This window comes from Variovorax paradoxus (genome assembly GCF_029919115.1).
GTDB lineage: Bacteria > Pseudomonadota > Gammaproteobacteria > Burkholderiales > Burkholderiaceae_C > Variovorax > Variovorax paradoxus_O.
The window spans coordinates 3246474-3267379 of the sequence record NZ_CP123990.1 but is presented as its reverse complement, the minus strand read 5'-3'; the positions used below and the strand labels follow the sequence as shown (position 1 = coordinate 3267379).

The following is a 20906-nucleotide window of genomic DNA, read 5'->3' as shown; positions in this document are numbered from 1 at the left end:
CCGAGTCAACCAGGAGTCTGCAAGTCGCCTTCGAGGTAGAACCAGCGATCGCCTTCCCGCACGAAGCGGCTGCGCTCGTGAAGCCGCGTGGCGGTGCCGGTGCTGCTGCGCTGCCGCGCGACGAATTCGACCTCTGCGTGGTCTGCGTCGAGCACCGATCGCGAGCGGATGTCCAGGCCCAGCCATTTCACGCCGGGCTCGAACTCGATCGAAGCCGGCCGCTTCGACGCGTGCCAGGTGGCCAGCAGGTAGGGCCCCCGCTCCAACACGAAGGCGGTATAGCGCGAACGCATCAGCGATTCGGCATCCGGTGCGGGCGTGCCCTCGAAGTCTTCGAGGTAGCGGCCGCAGCACAATGCGTAGCCGATGGGCTTGTCTCGACGGTCCGTGCGGCCGCAGGGGCAGGGTCCGGTGGTGGGAACAGTGGCGCTCATGAAGGCCTCTATTGGAACACCTCGCGGCCCTGCCCCCGATGGGGCAACCCCGGGGCGTCTCCGGAGATCCACCCTTGGCGCAGTGCTTGCTAGCCGTTAGCCTTGTTTCTGCACACGAAAAGAGCGAGGCGGCGATGTACCTGACAGGCTCCGAACAGCAGGCGCTGCGCGGCGTTTTCACGCTGCTGGCGGAAGACCGAGGCGAAGGCGACATTCGCGAGCGACTCGGCCGGGCGCTGCTCGACCTGCTGCATGCGGACCAGTTCGCCTCCTTCGTCTGGAATGCCGAAAGCGGCCGATTCGATGGCCGGGTGGCTCTGAACATGGACCCCGCCAACCTCGACCGCTACGGCGAATGGCACCAGCACCACGACCCGATCACCTTCGTGCTGCAGTCGCATCGCCGCGCCACGCGCGTGACCGACGTGATGCCGCAGCGTGAACTGATGCACACAGAATTCTTCACCGACTTTCTTTCGCGCGACGGACTGCACTGGGGCATGAACCTGCATGCCTTCGAAGGCAACCGGGCGCTGGGCGACCTCCGCATCTGGCGGCGCAAGGGCCGCGGCGATTTCAGCGACCACGAGAAGGCGCTGCTCGACCTGATCGAGCCGGCTTTCATCGGTGCGCTGCGGCGTGCGCAGCGCACGGCGGCTGTGGCGCAAATGCCCGCCGAAGCCCCGTGGAGCGCCTTGAGTGCACGCGAGCAGCAAGTCGCAAGCGCTGTTTGCGAGGGCCTGACCGACAAGGAGATCGCGCGCCGCATGGCGGTGGGCGTGCCGACGGTGCGCACCTACCTGCGGCGCATCTTCGACAAGCTCGGCATCGAACGCCGCTCGGCGCTGGCCGGCCTGGCCCAGCGCTGACACGGCCGGACGCGCCCTACTTCGACTTCGGAGCCGGCAGGCGGCCCAGTACGTTTTCCACCGCAAGGCCCACGGCGAGCAGCTTTCGATCGCTGCCGGCGGGCCCGTCGAGCTCCAACCCCACAGGCAGGCCGCTCGCCGCGCCAAGACCCGAGGGCAGCTGCACGCCCGGAATACCGGCGTTGCTGCCCGGGTCGGTGTTCTGGATGAGCGCGCTGAACGTCTCGGGGCTGCTGGCCTCGGGTGCAGCCGGCGGAGCCGCCCGCGGCACGGTGGGAAACACCAGCGCATCGAGCCGGTGCTGCGCGAAGGTGTCGCGGTAAAGCTTCTGCAACGCGGGCCGGGCGACGTGCATTGCGTTGTCGTAGGCCGGCTTGGCGTCGACCATGCCGTTAGGCGCGGGCAGCTTGCGTGGAATCACGAAGGCTTCGAATGTGGCCTTGACGTCCGGGCTCGCAATGCCGGCCGTCAGCTGCGCGATGTCGATGCCGGTGCGGTATTTCGCGAGGTAGGACACCATGTCGTCGTGCGCCTCATAGAGCGCCACCGGAAAGCCGACGGCGCCATTCAGTTCCATGAGCTTCGGCATCTCCACGTCCACCAGCGTGGCGCCTGCCGCGCGCAGCTTGGCCAGCGCCGCGTCGGTCGCGGCCCGCGTGTCGGCGTCGAGGTTGGCGTAGAAAGCCGGCACCACGCCGAGCCGCACGCGCTTCAGGTCGGCGGGCTTCAGCGGGGCGCCTCCCGCGATCACGCTGTCGAGCAATCCGACGTCGGCCATCGACTGCGCCATCGGCCCGGCGGTGTCGCGGGTGTGCGAGATCGGCGCGATGCCCCGCTGCGAATAGCGGCCCATGCTCGGACGCAGCGAAGCGCAGCCGTTGAATGCGCACGGAATGCGCACCGAGCCACCGGTGTCGGTGCCCAGTGCCGCCGGCGCCATGCGTGCGCCTAGCGCCGCGCCGTTGCCCGACGACGATCCGCCGGCCACGCGGCTGGCGTCATAGGCGTTGCGCACGCCCACCTCGGGGCCGGTCTGGAATGCGGGGTTGTAGCCTGTCACGCCGAAGGCCAATTCGTGCATGTTCGTCTTGCCGAGAATGACGGCGCCCGCCGCGCGCAGCTTGGCGACCACCGGCGCATCGGCCTTGGGAACAAAGCCCTTGAGCGCCGGCGACCCGGCCGTGGCGGGCAGGCCCTGCACCTGGATGTTGTCCTTGATGACCACGGGCAGCCCGGCCAGCGGCTTGCAGGCGCCGCCGCGCTTGCGAGCGGCATCGGCGGCGCGCGCGGCGTTCAGCGCGCCGGTCTCGTCGAGGGTGATGAAGGCGTTGAGGTTCGCCCATTCCTTGGCCTTCGCAAGGTAAGCCGTCACGAGCTGCTCACTGGTCAGCGTGCCCGCACAGAGCTGTTGCACGGCGTCGCTCGCAGTCAGCGGGGCAACATCAGCGGCGGCGGGCTGCGCCTGTGCGGATGCACCCAGGCACAGCAGGGCCGCGGCAAACGAGACGGGCTTGGAGAAAATGGACATGGCAAGGACCTTCGACGAAGAGGCGCCATGCTGCACCGACGGCGCGGTCTTGTCTGTCATCAGAAACGATGACACGGCATCAACGCCTTACCGGAACATCACCCACTCGGGCCGCATGTTGAAGCGCACCGGAAGAATGCTCACGCCCAGGCCGCTGGTCACGTACACGCGCTTGTCCTTGTGCGCGATCCAGCCATAGGCCCATTCGCGCGGTGCGCGCCCCGGCACCACCAGGGCGCCGTAGCCCGGCAAGCTGATCTGCCCGCCGTGCGTGTGCGCGGCCACCACCAACCCACGGGTGGGCGGCATCGTCGCGAAGCTGAACGGGTCATGCATCATGACCAGCGTGGCGGCGCCCTTCGGCACGCCGGCCAGTGCCTTGTCCGGCTGTGAATGTCCCGTCGAGTCGTCGCCGATACCGGCCACCCAGATGTCGTGGCCAGGCAGGCGCACCGAGGCGTTTTCGAGCACGCGGATGCCCTGTGCGGACAAGGCCCGCGCCGTGCGCTCGCCGTCGTGCCACCAGTCGTGGTTGCCGAGCACCGCGTACACGCCCTGCGGTGCTTTCAGGCGGCCCAGCACGGTAGCCATCTCCTCGATCGACAGGTCTTCGTCGCCACCTGAACCCGCAAGAAAGTCGCCGGGCAGCAGGATCACGTCGGGCTGCGCGGCGTTGATCTGGTCGACGATGCGCGCGGCGCGCTCCACGCTGGTGATGCGCCATGCCGAGCGCGTGGTGAGATGCCAATCGCCCGCCATGGCCACCTTGAGCCCGGCGGGCGCCTGCCATTGCGCGGAACTCAGCGGCTCGACGCGTGCCGCGACCCACCGCGGCTCGATGGCCACCGTCCAGACGGCCAGCGCAAGCAGCAGGACCGCCGCCGCAATCCGGAACACCGGCAGCCGGCGGCGCGTGCCGGTGCTCACGCCAGCGCGCGTTGAATGAGCAGCTTCTGGATGTCCGACGTGCCTTCGTAGATCTGGCAAACCCGCACATCGCGGTAGATGCGCTCGAGCGGAAAGTCGTTCACGTAGCCGTAGCCGCCCAGCGTCTGGATGGCGGCGCTGCACACGCGCTCGGCCATCTCGCTGGCGAACAGCTTGGCCATGGCCGCTTCCTTCAGGCACGGGTGGCCGGCGTCTCGCAGGCTGGCTGCATGCCAGATCAGCTGGCGGGCGGCTTCGAGCTGCGTGGCGCATTCGGCCAGGCGAAAGCCCACGGCCTGCTGCTCGAAGATCGAACCGCCGAAGGCCTGGCGCTCCTTGGCGTAGGCCAGCGCCACCTCGAACGCGCTGCGCGCCATGCCCACGCTCTGCGCCGCAATGCCGATGCGACCACCTTCGAGCGCGCCCAGCGCGATCTTGTAGCCCTCGCCCTCCGCACCGATCAGGTTTTCCGCCGGAACGCGGCAGCCGTCGAAATTGATCTGTGCGGTGTCGCTGCTGTGCTGGCCGAGCTTGTCTTCGAGGCGCGCGACGCTGTAGCCGGGCGCATCGGTGGGCACGATGAACGCGCTCATGCCGCGCTTGCCCGCGCCCTTGTCGGTCACGGCGATGACGATGGCGACCTGGCCGTTCTTGCCGCTGGTGATGAACTGCTTGACGCCGTCGATCACGTAGCCGTCTGCGTCTTTCCGCGCCGTGGTGCGCAGGCTCGACGCATCGCTGCCGGCCTGCGGTTCGGTCAGGCAGAAGGCGCCGAGCATCTGCCCTTGCGCCAGCGGTTCGAGCCACTGCTTCTTCTGCTGCGCATTGCCGTAGCGCATGAGAATGGCGTCGACCGGGCAGTTGGTCACGCTGATGGCGGTGCTGGTGCCGCCGTCGCCGGCCGCGATTTCTTCGAGCACCAGCGCGAGCGTGAGGTAGTCGAGCCCCGCGCCGCCGTGCTCTTCCGGCACGCAGATGCCGTAGGCGCCCAGTGCCGCAAGGCCCTGGTGCGCTTCCTTCGGAAAGCTGTGCTCGCGGTCCCACTTCGGGGCATTGGGCCAGAGTTCGGCCTGCGAAAAATCGCGTACCGCGTCGCGGATGGCTTCCTGGTCGGGGGTAAGCAGCATGGCGTGTCTCCTGTTCTTTTTGTTCTTGCGTGCTTACTTGCCGGCGCCCAGGTCCATGATGAGCCGCGCGGCCATGTACAGGCGCCGTGGAATCGCGCTGATGTCGACGTATTCAGCCTTGTCGCTGTGATAGCCGAAGCCCGGCAGGCCCAGGCTTTCGATCACCGGCTTGCCCGAGAGCGCTGCGTAGGCCGCATCGGTGCCGCCGCCAGTGCGTTCTTCCACGCCCAGCGTGCCGCCGGCTTCCTTGTAGAAAGCCACGGCCTTTTCGACCAGCTTCTTGCCGCCTTCGCCCGCGTTGAAGGCCGGACGGCCGCGCGTGACCAGCACCTTGACGTCGGATTCAGGTAGCTTCTTCTGCTGCGCCTTTTCTTCCAGCGTCTTCATGGCGGCCTCGAAGTCTTCGTTCTGCGCGTAGCGCACGTCGGCATTGAGCGTGGCGCTGGCGGGAATGATGTTCGACACGCTGCCGGCCTTGGCAATGGTCCAGTTGAAGCGCAGGTGCTTGGCCTTGTCGTCGATGCTCATGGTGCGCAGCACCAGGTCGGACGCCTCCACGAGCGCGTTCACGCCCAATTCGGGCGCGGCACCGGCGTGCGACGCCTTGCCCGTGATGTTGACCTGTACGTAGGCAATGCCCGAAGTGCCGAGCGAAAGTTTCTCGTCGCCGGCTGCCGTGGGTTCGAAGGAAAGCACGTAGTCGGCCTGCTTGGCTTCTTCCTGGATCAGGTCGCGCGAGCCAAAGGAACCCTTTTCCTCGTCTGTGTTGAAGAGCACGGTGATGGTGCCGTAGTCGCGCACGCCGTAGTCCTTGAGCAACTTCAGCGTGTGCAGGATGACGGCGTTGCCGCCCTTGTCGTCCGCAATGCCGGGACCGTAGGCCTTGGTGCCCTCGACGCGGAACGGCGCCTTCGCGAGCGTGCCCTTGAGGTACACGGTGTCCATGTGCGACATCAGCAGCAGGTTCTTGCCGCCCCGGCCCTTGATCTTGCCGACGATGTTGTCGCCCACCACGAGGCCGGCCGACTTGCTGCGCGTGACGGTGAAGCCGAGGTTCTTGAGTTCGGCCTCGAGATAGTTGCCGGCGGCCGCAATGCCTTCGGCATCGCCCGTGCCGGTTTCGATGTTGACGAGCTGCTCCAGCGTCTTGAGCACCGCGGGCTGCGCATCGGTCGCGGCCTGGAAAAGCACGTTGTCGCGTTTCTGCGCCCAGCCGGCGGCGGGCGCAAGAAAAGCGCCGGCGAGCAAGGCCGTCATGACGGTACGTTGGATGGATGGGCGCATGAAGAACCTCCTGGCGTCTGCGATATTTTTGAAGAAGAACCACGAAGCGCTCCGGCAAGGGGCGCTTGTGGCGGTCGTTTTTATCAGAGCAATTCGAGTGCCACGGCGGTGCCTTCGCCGCCGCCGATGCACAGCGTGGCCACGCCGCGCTTCTTGCCGCGCGCCTTCAGCGCGTGGATGAGCGTGACCATGATCCGCGCGCCGCTGGCGCCGATGGGGTGGCCCAGCGCACAGGCGCCGCCGTTCACATTGACGATCTCGTGCGACACGTCGAGCTCATGCATCAGCGCCATGGGCACTACCGCGAAAGCTTCGTTCACTTCCCACAGATCGACGTCCTTGACCGACCAGCCGGTCTTCTTGAACAGCTTGGCCACGGCGCCGACCGGCGCGGTGGAAAACCACTCGGGCTGCTGCGCATGCGTGGCATGGCCGACGATGCGTGCGATGGGCTTGGCGCCGATCTTCTTCGCGTGCGACTCGGTCATCATCACCAGCGCCGCGGCGCCGTCGTTGATCGACGAGCTCGATGCGGCGGTGATGGTGCCGTTCTCTTTCTTGAACGCGGGCTTGAGCGTGGCAATCTTGTCGAGCTTGACCTTGCCCGGGCCCTCGTCGATGGAAATGACGGTGTCGCCGCCGCGGCCCTTCACGGTGACGGGCGTGATCTCGTCCTTGAACGCGCCGGACTCGGTGGCCGCCTTGGCGCGCTGTACGCTGGCAATGGCAAAGGCGTCTTGCTGCTCGCGCGTGAACTTGTACTTGGCGGCGCAGTCTTCGCCGAAGGTGCCCATCGAGCGGCCCGGCTGGTAGGCGTCTTCGAGGCCGTCGAGCATCATGTGGTCATAGATCTTGTCGTGGCCCATGCGGTAGCCGCCGCGGCCCTTGAGCATCAGGTAGGGCGCGTTGGTCATGCTCTCCATGCCGCCCGCCACCATCACCTCGTGCGTGCCGGCCAGCAGCAAATCATGCGCAAGCATGGCGGCCTTCATGGCCGAGCCGCACATCTTGCTGAGCGTGACCGCGCCCGCGCTGTCGGGCAGGCCGCCCTTGTAGGCCGCCTGGCGCGCCGGCGCCTGGCCTTGGCCGGCCATGAGGCAGTTGCCGAAAAGCACTTCGCCGACGCTGTCGGGTGCAATGCCGGCGCGCTCCACGGCGGCCTTGATGGCGGCGCCGCCGAGGTCGTGCGCGGAGAGGGAAGAAAAGTCGCCCTGGAAGCTCCCCATGGGAGTGCGGGCGGCGCCGACGATGACGATGGATTCGGACATGGGGGTCTCCTTCGAAAAAGTGAAAGGGGTGGCTGTGGACAGTGGCTCAATCAAAAATGCGTTGCATGTCCGTCGTGCGGAAAGCGCTGCGCTTCTTCGTACGGGAACACATCGAGCATCTGCCCGGCCTGGATGCGTTCCTTGTGGTGCTGCCAGAAGGCGGCGTCAAGCAGGTCGGCGTGGTGCGCCATGAAGGCTTCGCGCACCGCGTCGTTGCCCAGCAAAAAGGGGCCGAAGGTTTCGGGAAACACGTCCTTCGGGCCGACCGAATACCAGACCTCGCCGCTCATCTCGTCTTCCTCGTTGCGCGCCGCGGGCACCTTGCGGAACTGGCAGTCGGTGATGTATTCGATTTCGTCGTAGTCGTAGAAAACGACCTTGCCTCCGCGCGTGACGCCGAAGTTCTTCCACAGCATGTCGCCGGGAAAGATGTTGGCGGCCACCATGTCCTTGATGGCGTTGCCGTATTCGACGACCGCGTGCTCCAGTTGCTCCTGCGCGCGCTTGGCATGCGCCGGGCTTTCGGGGTTGGCCAGCGTGTCGAAGGCCTCTTGCAGAAAGATGTTGAGCGGGATCATGCGGCGCTCGATGTAGACGTGCTTGAGCACCAACTCCATCTCCCCGTTGCCGTCGCGGTCGGCAATCTCGAGCTGGCTGGGCGCGAACTTCCGGATTTCCTCGATCAGCTCGGGCTCGAAGCGGTCGAGCGGAAAACCCACGTCGCTGTACTCCAGCGTGTCGGCCATGCGGCCGACGCGGTCGTGCTGCTTCACCAGCAGGTACTTGCCCTTGATCTGCTCGCGCGTGGTGTCTTTCTGCGGCGGATAGAAGTCCTTGATGACCTTGAAGACGAACGGAAACGAAGGCAGGTCGAACACCAGCATGACCATGCCCTTGATGCCCGGCGCAATGCGGAAGCGGTCGCTCGAATAGTTGAGGTGCGAAAGAAAGTCGCGGTAGAACAGCGTCTTGCCCTGCTTTGCAAGGCCCAGCGCGTTGTAGATTTCGGCGCGCGGCTTGCGCGGCATGAGCGAGCGCAGGAACTGCACGCACGCCGAAGGCACTTCCATGTCGACCATGAAGTAGGCGCGCGCAAAGCTGAAGAGCATCTGCAGGTCGTCTTCGCCGAAGAGCGCCGCATCCACATAGAACTTGCCATGCCTGTCGTGCAATATGGGCAGCGAGAACGGCAGCTCGACAAACCCGTTCATGATCTTGCCGACCACGTAGGCGCCCTTGTTGCGGTAGAACAGCCCCGACAGCACCTGGATCTGGAAGTTGGCGCGCAGCTTCACCTGGTGAAAGCGCCCCATGATCGCGTGCGCCACCCTCTCGGAATCACGCCGCTTGTTGGCAAAGCTGCCCTGCAGGCCATAGTCGTCCAGCATCTGCTCGATGGTGTCGGCCAGCGTGTCGTGCGATGGGTAGTAGGGCCTGTACGTGGGCGCGCCGCGCGGCTCGATGTATTCGGTGCTGATGGCCGGCCGAACGAAGATGAAGTCGTTCTGGAAGTAGGCGCGGTGCAGGATCTTGGTGGTTACCGAGTTGAAGAAGCTCTCGGCCAGCTCGGGCTGGTGGTGGTCCACCAGAAGGCCGATGAAGTGCAGCTTGACCTGGTGCCACACCTCCATCGGCTGGTCGCCGGCCTTGAACTCCTTCTCGAGCCGGGCCACGGCTTCGTTCACCCGCAGGTCATAGAACTCGATGCGCTCGCGCTGCGCGCGCTGCTGGCCGTGCCAGTCGGCCGTTTCGAAGCGGTGCTTGGCACGGGCCGATTCGGCGCGGAAGAGGCTGTAATGGCGATTGAACCCATCGATCATCGCCTTGGCGATGTCGTAAGCCAGCGGCGAATCGAGGCGCTGCGGGAACATGCGTTCAGCCGGTTTTCGTTTCGCTGCCTGCGGCGGCCTGAACGACCGGAATAGCCGGAATGGCTTCAGGAGCGATTCCGTCCGCACCTGCCTGGCCGGACGGCGAGGCGCCCAGCGGCTTGCTCCACTTGTAGCGAATGCGCTGAACCGCCGCCTTGTACACCGCGTCGAGCGGCTTGGCGCCGTCGACGTTCAAGCCGAGGTCCTGCAGCAGGCCGTCGTGCACGCCGAAGGTCCAGCCATGGATCTTGACCTTCTGGCCGCGGCCCCAGGCATCGACCATGACGGTGCTGACGGCCACGTTGACCACCTGCTCGGCCACGTTGAGCTCGCACAGCGCGTCGACGCGCACGTCTTCGGGCAGGCTGTCGAGCATGACGGCGTGGCGGTCGCGCACGTCCTGGATGTGGCGGATCCAGTTGTCGGCCAGGCCGATGCGCTTGCCGCTGAGCGCCGCCTTGACGCCCGCGCAGCCGTAGTGGCCGACCACCATGATGTGCTCGACCTTCAGGTGCTCTACGGCAAATTGAATCGCCGAGAGCGCGTTCAGGTCGGAATGCACCACGATGTTGGCAACGTTGCGGTGCACGAACACCTCGCCGGGCTCGAGGCCGGTGATCTGATTGGCGGGCACGCGGCTGTCGGAACAGCCGATCCACATGTAGCGCGGCGTCTGCTGCTTCACCAGGCTGGTGAAGAAGCCGGGCCGGTCGCGTTCCATCTGTGCGGACCAGGCACGGTTGTGGGCAAAGAGGTCATCAAGAGTGTCGGACATGGGCGTGATTGTCGATGAGTCGTGATTCGGATGCGGTATATCAGTGGCCCCTGGGTCAGGCCGCCTTGGCCGCCCGTTGGGCCTTGGCCAGCGCCGCGCGGCCTTTTTTCTCGTGCTCGCGTACTTCGGCCAGGTTGGCCTGCAGTTCGGCAAGCTGCTCTTCCAGCTGGGCGCGGTGCGCGCCCAGCACGCCGAGAAACTTCTGCAGCTGCGCCACGGTGTCGCGCGGGCTGTCGTACATGTCGAGGATTTCCTTGGCCTCCGTCAGGCTCAGGCCCAGGCGCTTGGCGCGCAGCGTGAGCGTGAGCCGCGCCCGGTCTCGCGCGCTGTAAACGCGCTGCATGCCGGCCCGCTCCGGCGTCAGCAGCCCCATGTCTTCATAGAAGCGAATGGCGCGCGTCGTCAGGTCGAACTCCTTCGCGAGCTGGCTGATGGTGAAGGTTTGCGCGGACATGTATGTCTGAAATCGGTCGAAGAGCCGTCTGGAGGGGCGTTGCGGTGGCGACAGCAGGTTTGCCCCGGTCTCCCTACAATGATGCCCTTAACCCATGACGTTTACGTAAACGTCAATCTTACATGAACCTCCTCGAACGCGAACTCCACTACCCCCTGGGCGACACCCTGCCCGCGCCCGGCGAAGCACTGGAAGTCGCGCCGGGCGTGCGATGGATCCGCATGCGGCTGCCGTTTGCGCTCGACCACATCAACCTCTGGCTGCTGCGCGACAGCCTCGACGGCGTCGAAGGCTGGACGGTGGTCGACTGCTGCATTGCCCACGACGAAGCCCGCGCGCAATGGGAGCAGGTGTTCGAAACGCAACTGCAGGGCCTGCCGATCCTGCGCGTGATCGTCACGCACATGCATCCCGACCACATCGGCCTGGCCGACTGGCTGTGCAAGCGCTGGAACGCGCCGCTGTGGATCAGCTCGACCGACTACCACGTGGCGCGCGTGCTGACTTCCGCCGGCGACACGCTGGCCGGCGGCGACCAGGCCGCCAACTTCTTTGCGTCGCACGGCCTGACCGATCCGGAGGCAGTGGCCAAGATTCGCGCCCGCACCAACTACTACGCCAACATGGTGCCGTCGGTGCCCGATCGCTTCACGCGCATGATGGACGGCGACACGGTCACCATCAACGGCCACGCCTGGCGCTGCATCAGCGGCTACGGCCATGCGCCAGAGCACATCGCGCTGTACTGCGACGAATTGAAGCTGCTGCTTGGCGGCGACATGATGCTGCCGCGTATTTCGACCAACGTGAGCGTGCATTCGGGCGAGCCAGAAGCCAACTCGCTGCGGCTCTTCCTGGACAGCATCGACAAGTTCAAGGCGCTGCCCGCAGACACGCTGGGCCTGCCTTCGCACGGCAAGCCGTTCACCGGCATTCACCGCCGCGTCGACCAGTTGCAGGAGCACCACCGCGACCGGCTGGCCGAACTGCTCGAAGCCTGCACCGCCCGCCCGCTTACCGCAGCCGAGGGCCTCCCGATCCTGTTCAAGCGCGAACTCGACCTGCACCAGATGACCTTTGCCATGGGCGAAACGGTGGCGCACCTGCACCTGCTGTGGTTTTCGGGCCAAGTCAGGCGCGAACTGGGCAAGGACGGCGTCTACCGCTTCGGAGGCCGCAGCGCCGTCTAGCCAGGGATTTAGACTTGCCGGATGGACACGCTGGCTGAGCTGCGCGCCGGCCGGCTGGCTGGCGCCAAACGAATCGACCTCTCGTGCGGACTCACCGAGTTTCCGCGCGAGATTTTCGACCTTGCCGATTCGCTCGAGGTATTGAACCTTTCGGGCAACGCGCTCGATGCGCTGCCGGACGATCTGGACCGGCTGCACCGCCTGCGCGTGCTGTTCTGCTCCGACAACCGCTTTACGCAGTTGCCCGAACCGATCGGCCGATGCCAGGGCCTGGAGATGGTCGGCTTCAAGGCCAACCGCATCCGCACCGTACCCGCTGCCGCGCTGCAATTACCTTCGCTGCGCTGGCTGATCCTGACGGACAACCAGGTCGAGGCATTGCCCGAGGCGATTGGCCAGTGCGCGCGAATGCAGAAGCTCATGCTCGCCGGCAATCAGTTGCACGCACTGCCGGAATCGCTGGCGGCCTGCGACCAGATCGAGCTGCTGCGCATCTCGGCCAATCGCTTCGAGGCTCTGCCCCAATGGCTGCTCTCGTTGCCGCGGCTTTCTTGGCTTGCGGGCGCGGGCAACCCTTTCGATGCGCAAGCCGAAGACGCGGCCATTGCCGCGCAATCGGTGCCGCGCGTCGACTGGCGCGAGCTGGCGCTCGGCAAAAAGCTCGGCGAAGGCGCCTCGGGGGTGATCTACCGGGCGACGCTCGGCACGACATCGAAGCCCGTGGCCGTCAAGCTGTTCAAGGGCGCGGTGACGAGCGACGGTTGGCCGCACAGTGAAATGGCCGCGAGCATCGCGGCCGGCGCGCATCCGACATTGATTGCCGCGCAAAGCCGGGTCGGCGGGCATCCGGAAGGGACCGAAGGCCTGGTCATGGCGCTGGTGGACCCATCTTTTCGCACGCTCGCGGCCCCCCCGAGCCTGGCGTCGTGCACACGCGACGTCTACGCGGCCGACGCGCAATGGACTTCCGGCGTGGCGTTGCGCATGGCGCGCGACATCGCTTCTGCCATGCAGCATCTGCATGCGCGCGGCATCTTGCACGGCGACCTCTACGCGCACAACATCCTGTGGAGCGCACAGGGCGGCGGGCTGCTCGGCGACTTTGGCGCAGCCTGGATGACGGGCGCGCTCGACCCGGTGCAGATCGAAGCCTTGCAACGGCTGGAGATGCGCGCCTTCGGCTGCCTGCTGGAAGAGCTGCTCGACCGCTGCAGCGATGCACCGCCAGACGCCATGGCCGCATTGAAAGACCGCTGCATGCAACCCGACATTGCCGCGCGGCCGTCGTTTGCCGAGGCGCTGTCGCGGCTCCAGGGCGAGCTCTCGCAATGACGAGCCCGCGCTTGCCGCTGCCCACGCGCGATGGGGTCGGCCCGAGCTGCGTCGGCTTGCCGCAGGGCCACTGGCCCACCATCGTCGAGTTCTTGATCGAACGCTTTCCGGCGATCACTCCCGACGCATGGATGGCCCGCATCGAAGCCGGCGACGTGATCGACGAGCACGGCGTACCCGTGACCGCCCAGCGCCGCTACCAGGCGCCGCTGCGGGTGTACTACTACCGCACGCTCGACACAGAGGTGCGCATTCCGTTCGACGAGCAGGTGCTGTTCCAGGACGACCACCTCGTGGTGGTCGACAAGCCCCACTTCCTGCCCGTGACGCCCACGGGCAAATACCTGCAGGAAAGCCTGCTGGTGCGGCTCAAGCGCAAATTGAAGCTCGACGACCTGGTGCCGTTGCATCGTATCGACCGCAGCACGGCGGGGCTGGTGCTCTTTTCGGTGCGACCCGGAACCCGGGGCGCCTACCAGGCCATGTTTCCCGAGCGCCGCATCGCCAAGCACTACGAAGCCGTAGTGCCGTGGCAACCGGGCGTGTCGTCGGTGCCCGGCACCTACTGCAGCCGGCTGGTCGACGACGAGCATTTCATGCGCGTGAAGGAAGAAGCCGGCGAGCCGAATTCGGAAACGCGCATCGTCGTGCGGCAGGCGGCCGATGGCTACGCCCTGCTGGAACTTTCGCCGGTGACGGGCCGCAAGCACCAGCTGCGGGTGCATTGCATGGCGCTGGGCATGCCGATCGTCAACGACCCGATCTATCCCACGCTTCTGCCGCCCGATACCGACGACTTCGAAAAGCCGTTGCAGCTGCTGGCAAAGTCGGTGGCATTTCAGGACCCGGTGAGCGGCGAGCTGCGCAGCTTCACAAGCCCCCGGAGCCTGTCGCTGCCGCCAAGGTGACGCGCTGCGCGCACGCGGCGCACTAAGCTCGTTTCCTGAAATCTTTCATTCAGGAGACACCTGCACCATGGACACCACCCAACTCTTCTCGCTGAAGGGCCGCAGCGCCTTGATCACCGGCGGCTCGCGCGGCATCGGCCGCATGATTGCCGAAGGCTTTCTGGCCCAGGGCGCGCGCGTGTACATCTCGGCCCGCAAGGCAGCCGCATGCGACCAGACCGCCAAGGAGCTTTCGGCCTTCGGGCAGTGTGTGTCCTTGCCGGCCGACGTGTCGACACTGGAAGGTGCGCAGGCGCTGGTCGATGCGTATGCCAAGCATGAAAGCTCGCTCGACATCCTGGTGAACAACGCCGGTGCGGCGTGGGGCGCGCCGTATGACGAGTTTCCCGAGAGCGGCTGGGACAAGGTGGTGGACCTGAACCTGAAGACGCCCTTCTTCTTGACCAAGGCGCTGACGCCGATGCTCAAGAAGGCGGCGACCGATCACTTGGCGAAGGTCATCAACATTGCCTCGATCGACGGCATTTCAGTGAATCCGCAGGAGACCTATTCGTATGCGGCGAGCAAGGCCGGGTTGATTCAGCTGACTCGGCGGATGGCGCTGAGGCTCGCGCAAGAGCGGATTGTGGTGAGTGCGATTGCGCCGGGGGCGTTTGCTTCGGACATGAACAAGCTGGCGCGTGATCATGGAGATGAGGTGAAGGAGCGGATTCCTGCGGGGCGGATTGGGGTGCCGGAGGATATGGCGGGGGCGGCTATTTATTTGGCTTCGCAGGCGGGGGACTATGTGATGGGGTCTACGTTGGTGGTGGATGGGGGGGTTACGCACGCGCGCTGAGTCGTTTGCTTGGTTGCTTCTGAGGACGCGGGCTTTGTTTGGGTTCCGAGGCCGGGCCTCCGCTCCTCGGCGCATACAGAGGGGCTTGGAAACCGAACGGGCCTTTGCTTCGCTCGGCCACCAGGCCACCGCGGCGCTGCGCGCCGCAGTGGTCGGCATTGAGTCTGCTGTTGGTATTGGCTGTTGGGGCCGAGCGAGCCCCAAGTCCAACAGCCGATACCAACCACTGCGGCGCGCAGCCGCGGTGGCCTGGTGGCCGAGCGAGAGCGAAGGCTGCCCGCTCCCCACCCCTTCTGTATGCGCCGAGGAGCGCAGATGGAGGCGGGATCAGGGCCGCAGCTGTTTGAGCGAAGCGAGTTCTGCGGACCCCCGCCGGAGTCGAGCACCGCAGGTTTCCCGTAGCGAAGCGAAGGGACGCAGACAGTAGGGGTCGCCTTTCTTTGCTTACTTTCTTTGGCGAAGCAAAGAAAGTGAGTCGCCCGCCGGGGCGACACCCGGCCCCGGGAAACAAAACAAAGCAAGGAGTTCATTCCCCCTCCCCCACAAACAAAGCCTCGAACTCCCCACCCAAAGGCAACCCGACAACAACCATCCGAGCCCCCTCTTCAGAGCCAGGATCGCCAAGCCACAAAGACCCCCCCGCCCCAGGCAAAGCCAGCAACTCCATTCCCCCCTCGCGCCCCACACCACCTTGCGTCGCAACAAACAACCGCTCAAGCAAAGCATCGAACCCCAGCGCATCCATATCCCCCTCAAGCCCCTCCAACGCAGCCTGCGTCCCCCGCTCCCACCACAGCAGAAGCCCCCGCAGCGCGTCGCCCCCCAACGTCTCGCCGACAGATGCATCGAACTCGACAGCCAGCGTGATCGGAAAGTACCGCCCCACCCCATCGACCGAAGGCATCATCACGCCGATCCACGCACCTTGGCCCGCCACGCCCGGCCCCAGCGCAAAGCACCACACCGGCGCCTGCAGGTAGTGCGAAATCCAGTCTTCATGCCGGTCCTTCAGCCGCGCCAGGCCGCGCTGCAGCCAGTGGTCCCACTCAGAACGAAACGACTCGGGCAGTCGCCGGTGCGCAAAGTCCCCCATGCCGGGCAACTTGCCGAACCATCCGGGCAACGCAGCAGAAGGAAAAACAACCGCGTCGGTCACAACCCCTCCGGACAGGAGAACTCGCGCAGTTCCTTCAAGCGGATCGGATGCTGCACGCTGTTGGTCGTGACCTCGAAGCGCGTCTTGCGCGGGCCGACCTGGAAGGTGATGAAGAATTTTTCAGGCGCATCGCCGGCTTCCAGCTGGCCGTCGTCGAGCGCGCGGAACAGCGCCCACGGCCCATCGACTGCGGAGCCGGAGCTGCCGGTGGTCGAAGGCGGGCTCACCTGGATGCGCACCTGGTTGCTGCCCTTGGGGCCCGGCCATTGCACGGCCATGGGCACCACGGGGCCGTGCGCGTATTTCACGAGCTGGCCGTCCACGTCGAGAATGAACTGCGTAATGCCGGCATCCATCTCCACCGGCTTGAAGTCCAGCCGCATCGACGGGCCTCGGCCGCCGCCGCGGAAGAAGATGTCCTTGATGCGCGCGGCACGCTCGAACTGCGCCAGCGCCTGCGTGGTAACGGCGCCGCGCTCGGCCACGGGCTTGTAGCGCCACGGCTTGGTGCTGGTGTCGACCAATGCGGCCAGGCGTTTCTGGAAGAAGTCGTCCATCAATCCGCCGGCACCGAACATCTGGCCGAAGTCTTCGGGCAGCACGTCGCGCTTGCTGTTCCCCACAAAGGGGTAGCGGCCTGCAATGGCGCGGTTGCAGAACTCGGTCACGGGGCGCAGATCCTGGCTCAGGTTGCCGCGCTCGGCCACCTGGGCCTGCGCCGCGCCCGACTGGCTCAGGTTCTCGACCATGGTGCGCACGGGCTCTGGCAGCCGGCCGGCGTCCGACTTGAGCTTGCCGGCCACGTCGCCGGGCGGCGGCGAGGTGCGGCCCTTCACGGCCGTGTCTACCGCGTTGAGGTACACGTACACCTCATTGAACAGCTTGAGCGCGTCGTCGATGGGCGCGGGCTGGTTGGGTGCAACCGGCGTGACCAGGCGGCGCAGCGCCTCGAAGCGGTCGTCCACGATGCTCTCGATGCGCTTGCCGCTGGCGACTGCCTTGTTCGGATCGCCGCCGAACAAGTCTTCGAGGCCCTTGCGCGTGCTGGCGACGGTGGCGGTCGCCTTGCTCACCACATCCTTGGGCTGGTCGGCGGGAATGAGCGTGGTTTCCTTCACCACTGCGCGCAAGAAGTTGGCAAGCGGCGAGCCCACGCCCGAAAGAATGCGCGCGGCCTCGATGTTCTTCTCGAGCCCGGTGGCGCGAATCAGCCGCACGTCGGCCAAGAGCGTCTCCCACACCTTGACGTATTCCGCCAGGTAGAGCCGACGCACGCGGTCGGTCAGCGCGCCGAGCGCGGCCACGTCGCGCATGCGGTCGGTGGCGCTGCGGTCTTGCCCCAGCACCCATGGGTCTTCCTGCGCAAGCAGGCCGGTGAGCACCGTCACCTCGTTCTGAAAGCGCTTGTGATAGCCGTCGTAGGTGAACATGCCCGGCACGCCTTCGGTCAGCGGCTTGCCGCTGATGCGCTCGAACACCAGCGGCGCGGAAGGGCCCGCGGCGGTGGCGATGCTGAATGCCGGAATGTCCTTGGTGGCGCGCTGGCGCTTGAGGCGGCTGAACACGCGTTGCTCCAGCGGATAGCTCGCCAGCACGGCGCGCACGCTGCGCACCAGGTTCTCGTCCATCTTGAGCGGCGAGCGCGGCGGGCCCTGGGCAATGAGCACGTCGAGCTGGTCTTCGAGCGCCTGGCGCTGGTCTTCGGGAATGCCGCGGTCCAGGCTGCGCGCCCAGTCGAGCGTGATCCACGCCTTGAGCGCCTCGGCATCGAAGTGCTCGGGCTGGTAGAGCATGAGGTAGCTCTTGAGCGCCTCGTACGTGTACTCGAGGTTGTCCTTCTGCGCGGTTCGCAGCTGGTCCTCGATGCGCTTGGCAATCTGCGGCAAGAAGGCGTCGTTGAGAGCGCGCTGGTGCGTGAGCATGGCGGCCGCGTCGAGCTTGTCGCCCTGGTAGAGGCCGAGCGTCATCGACAGCGGCTCGTCGCCCTGGCGGTTGTCGGGCGTCTTCCAGATGTCGCGCAGGCCCTGCAGCACGGGCGCGACCTCGACCAGGTTCTGCACACGCGAGGGCAGCGCCGCAAGGGTCTGGCGTGCGGGCTCTACACGCGCCTCGACCGACTTCAGGTAGTTGACGTTCTGCAGCGTGCTGTAGCCCCAGCCGGCCAGCAGTGCGAGCGTGACCAGCGTCATGGCCGCCACGCCGGCCATGCGCAGCGCATGGCGCCGGCGCTCCAGCTTCACGTTGGCACCGGCCAGGCGCTGTTCCGGAAACACCACCTCGCGCAGCAGCGCGGTGAGAAAGTAGCTGCGGCCACTCGACTTCTGCGGCGCGAGCATGGCGCGCTCCAGGCCGAAGCTGCGGGCAAGGCTGCCCATCACGCGGTCGATTGGGCTGCCCTCTTGCGTGCCGCTGGTGAAATAGACGCCGCGCACCCACGGCGGCTGCGCAAAGCGCGAGCCGGTGAACACCTGGTCGAGCAGGTCGGACAGCATCGAGCCGATGGAGCCGAACTGCGCCGGAAAGCCAAAGATCGCCGCGCGCCGCGTGCCATCGGTCTCGCGCTGCATGCGCGCAATGAGTCCGTCGTTGACGCGGTTGTGCAGCAGCGCGAACTCGCGGTTGAAGGCGGTGGAAAGGCCCTTCTCGTCGGCTTGCACATTCTCGTCGGCCGGCAGCGTAAAGCCGAACACCTGCGCGCGCTGCTCTTTGCCAAGGTCGTCGAAGTAGTCGGTAAAGCCGTAGAGCAAGTCGCTCTTGGTGACGAGCACGTACACCGGCAGCCGCGTGGTGAGCTTCGCATCCAGCTCGAGCAGCCGCGCGCGAATGGAAGCGGCCAGCTGCGTGCGCTGCTCGGGGCCCTGGCTCAGCAGGTCGGCCACGCTCACCGTGAGGAACACGCCGTTGAGCGGCCGGCGCGGGCGCGCCTTCTTGAGCAGGCCCAAAAAGCCTTCCCATGCGCTCTTGTCTTCCGACTGGTGGCTGTCTTGCGTGGTGTAGCGGCCGGCGGTGTCGATGAGCACGGCTTCGTCGGTGAACCACCAGTCGCAGTTGCGCGTGCCGCCCACGCCGCGGATGGCGCCGGGGCCGAACTTCTCGGCCAGCGGGAACGAAAGGCCGGAGTTGACCAGCGCCGTGGTCTTGCCCGCGCCGGGCGCGCCGATGAACACGTACCACGGCAGGTCGTACAGATAGCTGCCGCCGGAGATGGAGAGCCAGTCGCGCCAGCCGGGCTTCTTGCCCGCGGCGTGCAGACGCATCTGCTTGAGCGTGGCCACGGCTTCGCTGAAGCGCGTATCGAGGATCTTCTGTTCGCCGTTGACCGGCGCGTCCGTCTTCGCGGCCGGCGCCTTCATCAGGCCGTCTGTCAGGTGCTGGCTCGCACGGCGCGCGCGCCAGCGGCGGTAGATCGCGCGCAGCACCACGATGAGCACGATGGCGCCGATCAGCAGCGCCCGCACAAGTTCGCTTTCGAGCGGCGCCCATGCGCCGATCTTCACCAGGGGGCCGATCCACCAGATCAGCAGCGAGACGATGACCAGCGCGAGGATGGTCAGCAGCAGCGGGCTGAACAGGAAGCCGAAGATTTTCTTGATCATTTCGTCACTCCCGCCGAAGCCACCCGGTCGGGCTCGGACAACAGCACGATGTCGACACGCCGGTTGCGCGCGCGGTTTGCGGGTGTGTCGTTGGCGGCCACGGGCTCGGCGTCGGCCTTGCCGTCGGAGCGCATGCGCGCCGGCTCCACCAGCGTGGTGAGCGCGCCCTTCACCGCATCGGCGCGCGCGGCCGACAGGTGCCAGTTGGACGGATAGCGCAGCGAGCGGATCGGCTGGTTGTCGGAGTGGCCGGTGATCAGCACCTCGCCTTTCACCTCGGCAAGCGCCTGGCCGATGCGGCGCAGCACCGGCAGCGATGCGGCCATGGGCTCGGCGCTGCCGGAGCCGAAGAACGAGTCGCCGCGCAGGCGCACCACGCTTCGGTCGGCCTCGTCGGTCACGGTGACCAGGCCCTGCTTGATCTCGGGCTCCAGAAAGCGCGCGAGCCGCGGCGTCTTGGCCGGCGCGGCGGGCGGCGCAATCTGTATGTTGGGCACGCGCAGGCCCGACACCGCGGCATAGGTGGTGTCGGAGCGGTAGTTGAGCGTGAGCCGCAGGCCAAACCATGCCAGCGCAAGCAGCAAGGCAAAGCCCGCTGCAAACACCCACAGCGGCAGTGATTCGCGCAGCCGCACGGTGCCCGCGCCCTGGCCGCGCCAGTGCGGAGAAAGCTCGGCCTCGACCGGCGGGCGGTCCTTGGCGATGAGGTCTGCCAGGCGCTGGCGCACCGAATCGAGCTGCGCGCGGCCGTTGTCGACCACGCGGTAGCGGCCTTCGAAACCGAGTGCGAGCACGCTGTAGATCAGCTCCAGCAGCTGGCGGTGCGTGGGCACGTCCTGCGCGAGCTTGGCGAGCAGCTGGAACACTTTTTCGCCGCCCCAGGTCTCGTTGTGGAACTGCACCAGCAGGCTCTGCTTGTTCCACCCGGCCTGCACGCCCCAGGGCGTGTTGGCCACGGCTTCGTCGAGCGCCGTGCACAGCACATAACGCGCAGCCAGAACCGATTCGTTGCTTACACCGGCGCGGCGCGCGGTGGCGTCGAACTGGTTCACCGCTTCAGCGGTGGAGGCGCGCAGGGCCGGCACGTTGGGCGGCTGCGCAAGATTGCGAAGCTTGCCGATCAGCACCAGCAGCTTGCCCGCGGCCGATACCAGCGGATTGAGCAGGCCGATCTCGCCGACTTCGGCAGCAGGCGTCGGATCGGCACCGCCGAAGAACGGCGCAGGTGCCGCGGCGGGCGGCGGCGGCGTGCCGGCCGGCGTGCGCGGCTTGGGCTTGATGACCGTGCGCTCCGACTCGAAAGCGGCGAAGGGGTCTGGTGTGGTCATGATGGTGTTCCGTTTCCGTCG

Annotated in this window: 17 protein-coding genes; 5 read left to right on the top strand and 12 right to left on the bottom strand. The window is 66.4% G+C overall.

Translation table 11 applies throughout. The annotated features are described in order from the left end of the window. Positions 1-5: 5 nt before the first annotated feature. Positions 6-434, bottom strand: coding sequence for a YchJ family protein (locus tag QHG62_RS15750; protein ID WP_281146568.1), 429 nt, complete (start codon positions 432-434; stop codon positions 6-8). Positions 435-568: 134 nt separating this feature from the next. Here QHG62_RS15750 and QHG62_RS15745 point away from each other — a divergent pair, with 134 nt between their 5' ends. Further along, positions 569-1303 (top strand): helix-turn-helix transcriptional regulator, encoded by a 735-nt coding sequence (locus tag QHG62_RS15745; RefSeq protein WP_281146567.1) that lies wholly within the window; start codon positions 569-571, stop codon positions 1301-1303. 16 nt (positions 1304-1319) lie between these two features. Here QHG62_RS15745 and iaaH read toward each other — a convergent pair whose 3' ends face one another. From iaaH to QHG62_RS15705, 8 genes are all read right to left on the bottom strand, one after another. Beyond that, complete coding sequence (gene iaaH, locus QHG62_RS15740) at positions 1320-2831, bottom strand: indoleacetamide hydrolase (RefSeq protein ID WP_432445618.1); 1512 nt, start codon at positions 2829-2831, stop codon at positions 1320-1322. A gap of 87 nt (positions 2832-2918) precedes the next feature. After that, positions 2919-3758 (bottom strand): metallophosphoesterase, encoded by an 840-nt coding sequence (locus tag QHG62_RS15735; protein WP_281146565.1) that lies wholly within the window; start codon positions 3756-3758, stop codon positions 2919-2921. Further along, a complete protein-coding gene (locus QHG62_RS15730) occupies positions 3755-4885 on the bottom strand; it encodes an acyl-CoA dehydrogenase family protein (RefSeq protein WP_281146564.1) in 1131 nt (376 codons plus the stop codon). The genes QHG62_RS15735 and QHG62_RS15730 overlap by 4 nt, the downstream gene beginning before the upstream one ends. Positions 4886-4918: 33 nt before the next feature. Then, positions 4919-6169: a glutamate carboxypeptidase gene (locus QHG62_RS15725; protein WP_281146563.1), complete on the bottom strand. Its 1251-nt coding sequence runs from the start codon at positions 6167-6169 to the stop codon at positions 4919-4921. Between the two features lie 83 nt (positions 6170-6252). Further along, positions 6253-7437 (bottom strand): acetyl-CoA C-acyltransferase, encoded by a 1185-nt coding sequence (locus QHG62_RS15720; protein ID WP_281146562.1) that lies wholly within the window; start codon positions 7435-7437, stop codon positions 6253-6255. 50 nt (positions 7438-7487) lie between these two features. Continuing rightward, positions 7488-9308, bottom strand: a complete 1821-nt coding sequence (gene aceK, locus QHG62_RS15715) for a bifunctional isocitrate dehydrogenase kinase/phosphatase (RefSeq protein ID WP_281146561.1) — start codon at positions 9306-9308, stop codon at positions 7488-7490. A 4-nt stretch (positions 9309-9312) separates the two neighbouring features. Beyond that, entirely contained in the window at positions 9313-10083 is a 771-nt protein-coding gene (can, locus tag QHG62_RS15710; RefSeq protein WP_281146560.1) for a carbonate dehydratase, read from the bottom strand. 55 nt (positions 10084-10138) lie between these two features. Continuing rightward, positions 10139-10537 carry a MerR family transcriptional regulator gene (locus QHG62_RS15705; protein WP_281146559.1) on the bottom strand — a complete coding sequence of 133 codons (399 nt, stop codon included), beginning with the start codon at positions 10535-10537 and terminating at the stop codon, positions 10139-10141. Between the two features lie 122 nt (positions 10538-10659). Here QHG62_RS15705 and QHG62_RS15700 point away from each other — a divergent pair, with 122 nt between their 5' ends. The 4 genes from QHG62_RS15700 to QHG62_RS15685 all read left to right on the top strand — a co-directional run bounded on the left by QHG62_RS15700 (position 10660) and on the right by QHG62_RS15685 (position 14805). Beyond that, a complete protein-coding gene (locus QHG62_RS15700) occupies positions 10660-11727 on the top strand; it encodes an MBL fold metallo-hydrolase (RefSeq protein WP_281146558.1) in 1068 nt (355 codons plus the stop codon). 21 nt (positions 11728-11748) lie between these two features. Continuing rightward, on the top strand, positions 11749-13059 hold the full coding sequence (locus QHG62_RS15695) for a leucine-rich repeat-containing protein kinase family protein (protein WP_281146557.1): 1311 nt from the start codon (positions 11749-11751) through the stop codon (positions 13057-13059). Then, positions 13056-13967: a pseudouridine synthase gene (locus tag QHG62_RS15690; RefSeq protein ID WP_281146556.1), complete on the top strand. Its 912-nt coding sequence runs from the start codon at positions 13056-13058 to the stop codon at positions 13965-13967. Before QHG62_RS15695 ends, QHG62_RS15690 begins: the two co-directional genes overlap by 4 nt. 67 nt (positions 13968-14034) lie before the next feature. After that, positions 14035-14805, top strand: coding sequence for an SDR family oxidoreductase (locus QHG62_RS15685; protein ID WP_281146555.1), 771 nt, complete (start codon positions 14035-14037; stop codon positions 14803-14805). A gap of 526 nt (positions 14806-15331) precedes the next feature. On the opposite strand, the gene tagF is transcribed toward QHG62_RS15685, so the two are convergent. From tagF to QHG62_RS15670, 3 genes are read right to left on the bottom strand one after another with little or no spacing between them, the layout of a single operon-like run. Beyond that, the gene (gene tagF, locus QHG62_RS15680) at positions 15332-15961 is read right to left on the bottom strand and encodes a type VI secretion system-associated protein TagF (RefSeq protein WP_281146554.1); all 630 of its coding nucleotides are present in this window, start codon (positions 15959-15961) and stop codon (positions 15332-15334) included. Then, positions 15958-19557, bottom strand: a complete 3600-nt coding sequence (tssM, locus tag QHG62_RS15675; RefSeq protein ID WP_281146553.1) for a type VI secretion system membrane subunit TssM — start codon at positions 19555-19557, stop codon at positions 15958-15960. The genes tagF and tssM overlap by 4 nt, the downstream gene beginning before the upstream one ends. Continuing rightward, positions 19554-20885: a DotU family type VI secretion system protein gene (locus QHG62_RS15670; protein ID WP_281146552.1), complete on the bottom strand. Its 1332-nt coding sequence runs from the start codon at positions 20883-20885 to the stop codon at positions 19554-19556. The genes tssM and QHG62_RS15670 overlap by 4 nt, the downstream gene beginning before the upstream one ends. Between the last annotated feature and the right edge of the window lie 21 nt (positions 20886-20906).